The sequence below is a fragment of the Streptomyces sp. W16 genome (assembly GCF_033194735.1).
In the GTDB taxonomy this organism is placed as follows: domain Bacteria; phylum Actinomycetota; class Actinomycetes; order Streptomycetales; family Streptomycetaceae; genus Streptomyces.
Window position 1 is genome coordinate 1 of sequence record NZ_JAWOAI010000497.1, and the last position, 7078, is coordinate 7078.

Below are 7078 nucleotides of genomic sequence, written 5' to 3' on the forward strand. Positions count from 1 at the left end.
GGGGCCCGCCGGCAACCCCCTCAACCGCAGCCGGGTGGTCGTGGCGAACGGCGGCAGTCTCGCCGACGTCCTCGCCCGCGCCGTGGACGCCCTGCTGGCGGAACGCGGCGGTGAGAAGCGCCATCGCGCTCTCGCGACCACCTACCTGAAGGCCGCGCCGACGCAGGAGGCCGCGGCCGAGCGCCTGGGGCTGCCGTTCAGCACCTACCGCCGCCACCTCACCTCGGCGGTCGATCGCGTCAGCGACATCCTGTGGCGCCACGAGCTCGACGGGGAACCTCTCACGCGCCCCTGAACCTGAACGAATACGACGGTCACGAGGTCCTCCTTCTCCCGTCCGGAGCGCGTACCGACACCATCCCCGTGCGAACTGCTCACTTCCCAGACCGGATGACTGCTCGATGCAACTCGATGTAAAACGGGTGCTGTTCACAGCCCGGGGTGGGATGATCGGTTGAGCCTGAGGGGGGTGGGCAATGATGTGGACAGAGCTGGCCGCAGTGGCATTGCTGCTGATGGCGGCGACCGGAGTCGCCGCGGTGACGACAGGATGGATGCCGCCGACTGCGCGCAGCAGGGTCGTACAGGCGGAGTTGTGGGGATACGGCATGCTGACGATGGCGCTGGGCATGGGGACGGCGATGTCCCTGCGCTGGTGGGCGGATTCCCTGGCCATGGATGACGTCGGCGGGGCGACGGCGCTCGCGCTGATCGTTGTCGGCGGTGTACTGCAGTGGCGTGCGCAGCGCCCTGTGCTCCGGTGACTGTCACCCGTAAATTCCTCACCCGCGAGGACCTGGCACCGCTCGCACATGCCGTCGGCCGCACGCTGAAGGAAGCGACCCGCATCCGGGGCGGTTCGAAGAAGGGCGTCTACCGCCTCACCTTCGAGGACGGCACGACCGCGGTGGCCTACGTGTGGTCCCCGGACGAGGACCTCTGGGACGCCGGCCCCGGCGACCCCCGCGACCCCTTCTCCCACGCCTCCGGCCTCACCCTCTTCACAGCGGCGGCCGACCGCCTCGCCACGGCCGGGGTCCGCGCGCCCCGGCTCCTGTACGCCGACCCCACGCACACCCACCTCCCGGCGGACGCGGCGATCGTCGAGGACCTTCCGGGCGGCACCCTGGAGGACCTGCTGGACGCCGACCCGGCCGCCGCACCCGAGGCGCTGGAGCGGATGGCGGCCCTCCTCGACACCCTGCACGCCTGCACGGGCCCGCGCTTCGGGAAGGTCGCGGTCGTCGACAACGGCGGTTCCTCGTACGGCGGTTCGTGCGCGGAGATCATCGTCGAACGCGCCCTGGGCGACCTCGACGAACTCACCGCACGCGAGCCACGGGTCACCGCCGTCCACAGCCAACTGGCCGACTGGCTAGGGGAGTTGGCCGCCCGGGTCCGCCCCCGCACCGAGCCCCCCGCCCTGATCCACGGCGAACTCGGCGCCGACCACGTCCGCGTGACCCCCGACGGCGACCTCGCCCTCATCGACATCGAAGGCCTGATGTACTTCGACGTCGAATGGGAGCACGTCTTCCTCCGCCTTCGCTTCGGTCGCCACTACGACGCCCTGCGCACCGACGGCCTGGACGACGACCGGCTGCGCCTGTACCGCCTGGCGATGCATCTCTCCCTGGTGGCGGGCCCGTTGCGCCTCCTCGATGTCGGCGACTTCGACGACCCGGAGTTCATGCGGGGCATCGCGGAACACAACCTCCAACAGGCCCTGTCCCTCGCGGAGCGGACATGAGCGACATCGAACTGACCGTGGCCGTACTGCTGATCGCCGGCCTCGCCGTCGTCGGCATCGGCGCGATCACGCGCGGCTGGACCCCGCTCGTCCGCCGACACAGCATCGCGCGCCCCCGGTTGTGGGGCTACGGCATGCTGGTCAGCGACGCGGGGCTGGCCGCGTTCGTGTTCTGCGGACCGTTCCAGAGCCCGGGCGACTCGCGGCTGGCCCCGTTCGCGGTGGTCGGCGGGATCGTGGCCGCCGCAGGGGTCCTCGTCCAGAGCGCCGCGGCCCGCCCCACGAACCCTACGAAGAACGCCTCCTGATCTTCGACCCCAGCCACACCAGCGGGTCGTACTTGCGGTCAACCGCCCGTTCCTTCAAGGGAATCAGCGCGTTGTCAGTGATGTGGATGCCCTCGGGGCAGACCTCGGTGCAGCACTTGGTGATGTTGCAGTAGCCGAGGCCGTGTTCGTCCTGGGCGGTCTTCTTGCGGTCGAGGCCGCTCTCGGCCGCCGCGTCCAGCGGGTGCATGTCCAACTCCGCGACCCGCATGAGGAATCGGGGGCCCGCGAACGCCGTCTTGTTCTCCTCGTGGTCGCGGACCACGTGGCAGGTGTCCTGGCACAGGAAGCACTCGATGCACTTGCGGAACTCCTGCGAGCGGTCCACGTCCTCCTGCATCATCCGGTACTCGCCGAGACCCACACCCTCCGGCGGGACGAACGCCGGAACCTCCCTGGCTTTCTGGTAGTTGAAGCCCACGTCCGTGACGAGGTCGCGGATCACGGGGAAGGCGCGCAGCGGGGTGACGGTGATCGTCTCCTCGCGGGTGAACGTCGACATGCGGGTCATGCACATCAGCCGGGGCCGCCCGTTGATCTCCGCCGAGCACGAACCGCACTTGCCCGCCTTGCAGTTCCAGCGCACGGCGAGGTCGGAGGCCTGGGTGGCCTGGATGCGGTGGATGATGTCGAGGATCACCTCGCCGTCGTTGACCTCGACCTTGAAGTCCTCCAGGCCGCCGCCCTTGACGTCCCCCCGCCACACCTTGAAGCGGGCCTCGTAGCTGCTCACTCGTACAGCTCCTCTTCGGCGAGGTACTTGACCAGCTCTTCCTTCTCGAAGAGGGCGAGCAGGTCGGCGCGGATGGGGTCGGTCGTCTCGCGGGTCAGGGTGATCTGGCCGGACACCGGGTCCGTGGCCGCCAACCCGCCGTCGGGATCGGTCAGTTGACAGATCAGGTTGATGCGGCGCCAGTCACGGTTCATGCCGGGGTGGTCCTCGCGGGTGTGTCCGCCGCGCGACTCGGTGCGTTCCAGCGCGGCCCGCGCCACGCACTCGCTGACCAGCAGCATGTTCCGCAGGTCCAGGGCGAGATGCCAGCCGGGGTTGAACTGCCGGTGGCCCTCGACCCCGGCCCGCCGTGCCCGTACCCGCAGGTCGGCCAGTTTCTCCAGCGCCTGTTCCATCTCGCCCTCGCGGCGGATGATGCCGACGAGGTCGTTCATGGTCTGCTGGAGTTCCTGGTGGAGGGTGTACGGGTTCTCCGGCGGGCGGCCGTTCTCCTTGCCGGGTTCGGGGCCTTCCGCCGAGAAGGGGCGCAGTGCCTCCGCCGCCGCGAGGTCGACCTCGGTGTCGTCGACCAGCGGGCGGCTGTCCGCCAGGTCGGCCGCGTGGTCCGCCGCGTGCCAGCCCGCCCGGCGGCCGAACACCAGCAGGTCGGAAAGGGAGTTGCCGCCGAGCCGGTTGGAGCCGTGCATGCCGCCGGCTACCTCACCGGCCGCGAACAGCCCCTGCACCCCGCGTGCCGCCGCCGTCTCCGACTCGACCGCGATACCGCCCATCACGTAGTGACAGGTCGGCCCGACCTCCATCGCCTCCGCCGTGATGTCGACGTCGGCCAGCTCCTTGAACTGGTGGTACATGGACGGGAGTCGGCGCCGGATCACCTCCGCCGGCATGCGCGTCGACACGTCCAGGAAGACCCCGCCGTGCGGTGAGCCGCGGCCCGCCTTCACCTCGGAGTTGATGGCGCGGGCGACCTCGTCGCGGGGGAGCAGTTCGGGGGGACGGCGGTTGTGGTCCGGGTCCTCGTACCAGCGGTCGCCCTCCGCCTCCGACTCGGCGTACTTCTCCTTGAAGACGTCCGGGATGTAGTCGAACATGAAGCGTTTGCCGTCCGAGTTCTTGAGCACCCCGCCGTCGCCGCGCACCGACTCGGTGACGAGGATGCCCTTCACCGACGGGGGCCAGACCATGCCTGTCGGGTGGAACTGCACGAACTCCATGTTGAGGAGAGGCGCACCCGCCAGCAGTGCCAGCGCGTGCCCGTCGCCCGTGTACTCCCACGAATTCGACGTCACCTTGAAGGACTTGCCGATCCCGCCCGTCGCGATCACCACAGAGGGTGCTTCGAGGACCATGAAGCGGCCGGTCTCGCGCTCGTACGCGAAGACGCCCGAGACACGGCTCCCGTCCTTCAACACCCTTGTGACCGTGCACTCCTGATAGACCTTCAGACGGGACTCGTACTCGCCCGTCTCCTTGTGGTCCTCCTGCTGGAGCGACACGATCTTCTGCTGGAGCGTGCGGATCAGCTCAAGTCCCGTACGGTCGCCGACGTGGGCGAGGCGCGGGTACTCGTGGCCGCCGAAGTTGCGCTGGGAGATCCGGCCGTCCTGGGTGCGGTCGAAGAGGGCGCCCCAGGTCTCCAACTCCCATACCCGGTCCGGGGCTTCCTTCGCGTGCAGCTCCGACATGCGCCACTGGTTGAGGAACTTGCCGCCGCGCAGGGTGTCGCGGAAGTGGACCTGCCAGTTGTCGCCGGAGTTCACGTTGCCCATCGCCGCCGCGATGCCGCCCTCGGCCATCACCGTGTGGGCCTTGCCGAACAGCGACTTGCAGATCACCGCCGTACGGGCACCGCGCTCGCGCGCCTCGATGGCGGCCCGCAGACCGGCGCCACCGGCACCGACCACGACGACGTCCCACTCCTGTCGCTCGACCACGGACATCAGAAGGCCCCACCCAATCTAAAAGAAGCGCGGATCATTGAAAGCACCGGATGCGACCAGGTACACGTAGAAATCGGCAGCCGCCACGCTGATCAACGACGCCCAGGCGAGCTGCATATGACGGTTGTTCAGCTTCCCCACGAACTTCCAGGCCTTGTAGCGCACGGGATGCTTGGAGAAGTGCTTGAGCTTGCCGCCGACGATGTGCCGGCAGGAGTGGCAGGACAGGGTGTACGCCCAGATCAGCACGATGTTGGCCAGGAAGACGAGGGTGCCCAGGCCCATGTGGCCCCAGTGGTAGTGCTCGTCGCGGAAGGTCAGCACGGTGTCGTACGTCAGCGTGCCCGCCACCAGGAGCGCCGCGTAGAAGAAGTACCGGTGGACGTTCTGCAGGATCAGCGGGAAGCGGGTCTCGCCGGAGTACTTCTTGTGCGGCTCGGCCACCGCGCAGGCCGGGGGAGAGGCCCAGAAGCCGCGGTAGTAGGCCTTGCGGTAGTAGTAGCAGGTCAGACGGAAGCCGAGCGGGAAGATCAGGATGATGATGGCGGGGGAGATGCCCCACCAGCTCCCGAAGAGGTCGGCGTTCGGGCCCGCGTGCATGGTTCTGCAGCGGTCGGCCAGACAGGGCGAGTAGAACGGCGAGACGTAGGGCGCCGAGTAGTAGTTGGAGTCCGCGAAGGCCCGCCAGGTCGAGTAGACGATGAAGGCGAGCAGTCCGGCGGCGGTGACGGCCGGGGCCAGCCACCAGCGGTCGGTCCGCAGATGCGGGGCGTCGATGGCGGCGCGCGTACCGGTGTGTACGCCGCCGCTGTTCGGATGGGGTTCCGTACCAGTGGCCAACTTGAAGACTCCGGTCGGTTGCTGGGGACGCTCAGTGGCCGGGGCCGTGGTGGGCGCCGAGTCCTTCGTCGTCCGTGTCCGTCCACAGGCTCTTGTCGTACGGGGCGTCCGAGATGGGGACGAGATCGGGGCGCCGTGGGCGCTCGATCCCTGGTGCGGCGTCGCGCAGCAGCGCGACGCTCTCGCGCAGCCGGTCGGCGTCGGCCTTGACCCTGCGCATCTCCAGGCCGCCGCTGCCGAATTGCTGTTCCAGCCGTCCCACCGACCTGAACAGGTCGTCGAGACAGCGTTGGACTGACGTCAGTTCGTCGTGCACGGACATGACGTGACCTCACTTCCGCGGGCGTCGGCCCTGGACGGCAACGTTCATGCGCCTGCGAGTGTTGCGCGTCACACCTGCCGGTGGGAAGCGGTGTGCACGGATTGGCCGGGGTGCGTTGGTGTGTACGGGGGCAGATTCGAACATTGCGCCGCACGGGTGGGCTTCCCGGCGCCCCCCGCCGTGTCGCCCTTCATGGCCGAACCGTTTCCTCTTCAGTGGCCGCAAAGATCTGATCAGCTCCATATACCGCCAAAAGTGATCAGAAGCCCCGCGGTTTACCGGAGGTAGCAGTGATGTCCCACGACGGCGTCAGACTGCGCGCGGTCATGCGCTCGGTCGCCTTCCTCACCGCGGGCGCGCTCGCGGTGCCCACCCTCTCGGCGTGCAGCTCCGACGACGAGTCGGGCAAGCCGCTGGCCGGACAGGACATCGCGCCCGTCGGGCGTGACCTGGTCGCCGACGGCGGCACCCTGCGCTGGGCCGTGGACGATGTGCCCGAGACCCTCAACACCTTCCAGTCGGACGCCGACGACGCCACCACCCGCGTCGCCCAGGCCGTCCTGCCCGCCATGTTCCGGCTCGACGCGCAGGGCCGCCCGCAGCGCGACGCCGACTACCTGGAGTCCGCGAAGGTCGTCGACACCGAGCCCAAGCAGGTCGTCCTCTACAAGCTCGACCAGCAGGCCGTGTGGAGCGACGGCCGCGAGATCGGCGCCGCCGACTTCGCCGCCCAGTGGCGCGCCCTGTCCGGCAAGGACTCCGCGTACTGGACCGCCCGCAACGCCGGCTACGACCGCATCGAGAAGATCGAGCGCGGCGCCAACAACCTTGAGGTCAAGGTCACCTTCAGCAGGCCGTACGCCGACTGGAAGGCGCTGTTCTCCCCGCTGTACCCCAAGGACGTCATGGGCACCCCGGACGCCTTCAACGACGGGGCGCGCCGCAAGCTGAAGGTCACCGCCGGCGCGTTCGCGGTGCAGAAGGTCGACCGCAAGGACAAGGAGATCGTCCTCGGCCGCAACCCGCACTGGTGGGGCCGGCCCGCGAAGCTCTCCCAGCTCGTGCTGGCCGCCGTACCGCTGGAGAAGCGGGCCGCCGCGCTCGCCGACGGCACGGTCGACCTGGCCGCGATCGACCCCGCCGACGCGAGCCGGATCGCGCTCGCGG

Annotated in this window: 9 protein-coding genes; 5 read left to right on the top strand and 4 right to left on the bottom strand. The window is 69.1% G+C overall.

The window, feature by feature from the left end; translation table 11 throughout:
• The 4 genes from R6V09_RS41625 to R6V09_RS41640 all read left to right on the top strand — a co-directional run.
• A partial coding sequence (locus R6V09_RS41625; RefSeq protein ID WP_317886685.1) for a hypothetical protein occupies window positions 1–295 on the top strand: 295 nt, incomplete at its 5' end.
• A gap of 181 nt (window positions 296–476) precedes the next feature.
• Window positions 477–764, top strand: a complete 288-nt coding sequence (locus R6V09_RS41630; protein WP_317886686.1) for a hypothetical protein — start codon at window positions 477–479, stop codon at window positions 762–764.
• Window positions 761–1750, top strand: coding sequence for a phosphotransferase family protein (locus tag R6V09_RS41635; RefSeq protein WP_317886687.1), 990 nt, complete (start codon window positions 761–763; stop codon window positions 1748–1750). The genes R6V09_RS41630 and R6V09_RS41635 overlap by 4 nt, the downstream gene beginning before the upstream one ends.
• Window positions 1747–2058 carry a hypothetical protein gene (locus R6V09_RS41640; protein WP_317886688.1) on the top strand — a complete coding sequence of 104 codons (312 nt, stop codon included), beginning with the start codon at window positions 1747–1749 and terminating at the stop codon, window positions 2056–2058. The genes R6V09_RS41635 and R6V09_RS41640 overlap by 4 nt, the downstream gene beginning before the upstream one ends.
• Here the strand turns inward: R6V09_RS41640 and R6V09_RS41645 are convergent.
• From R6V09_RS41645 to R6V09_RS41660, 4 genes are read right to left on the bottom strand one after another with little or no spacing between them, the layout of a single operon-like run.
• The gene (locus R6V09_RS41645) at window positions 2039–2809 is read right to left on the bottom strand and encodes a succinate dehydrogenase/fumarate reductase iron-sulfur subunit (protein WP_317886689.1); all 771 of its coding nucleotides are present in this window, start codon (window positions 2807–2809) and stop codon (window positions 2039–2041) included. The two genes, R6V09_RS41640 and R6V09_RS41645, sit on opposite strands and share 20 nt — an antisense overlap.
• Window positions 2806–4749 (bottom strand): fumarate reductase/succinate dehydrogenase flavoprotein subunit, encoded by a 1944-nt coding sequence (locus tag R6V09_RS41650; protein WP_317886690.1) that lies wholly within the window; start codon window positions 4747–4749, stop codon window positions 2806–2808. Before R6V09_RS41650 ends, R6V09_RS41645 begins: the two co-directional genes overlap by 4 nt.
• Before the next feature lie 18 nt (window positions 4750–4767).
• Window positions 4768–5589 carry a hypothetical protein gene (locus R6V09_RS41655; protein ID WP_317886691.1) on the bottom strand — a complete coding sequence of 274 codons (822 nt, stop codon included), beginning with the start codon at window positions 5587–5589 and terminating at the stop codon, window positions 4768–4770.
• 31 nt (window positions 5590–5620) lie between these two features.
• Window positions 5621–5911: a hypothetical protein gene (locus R6V09_RS41660; RefSeq protein ID WP_317886692.1), complete on the bottom strand. Its 291-nt coding sequence runs from the start codon at window positions 5909–5911 to the stop codon at window positions 5621–5623.
• 293 nt (window positions 5912–6204) lie between these two features.
• Here R6V09_RS41660 and R6V09_RS41665 point away from each other — a divergent pair.
• Window positions 6205–7078, top strand: an 874-nt coding sequence (locus R6V09_RS41665; protein ID WP_317886693.1) for an ABC transporter substrate-binding protein, incomplete at its 3' end; no start/stop codon positions are given.

What these genes read in the sequence shown, in the direction of transcription:
- R6V09_RS41630 (WP_317886686.1), top strand. Translation starts at nt 477, where the DNA reads ATGATGTGGACAGAGCTGGCCGCAGTGGCATTGCTGCTGATGGCGGCG.
- R6V09_RS41640 (WP_317886688.1), top strand. Translation starts at nt 1,747, where the DNA reads ATGAGCGACATCGAACTGACCGTGGCCGTACTGCTGATCGCCGGCCTC.
- R6V09_RS41650 (WP_317886690.1), bottom strand. Translation starts at nt 4,749, where the DNA reads ATGTCCGTGGTCGAGCGACAGGAGTGGGACGTCGTCGTGGTCGGTGCC.
- R6V09_RS41660 (WP_317886692.1), bottom strand. Translation starts at nt 5,911, where the DNA reads ATGTCCGTGCACGACGAACTGACGTCAGTCCAACGCTGTCTCGACGAC.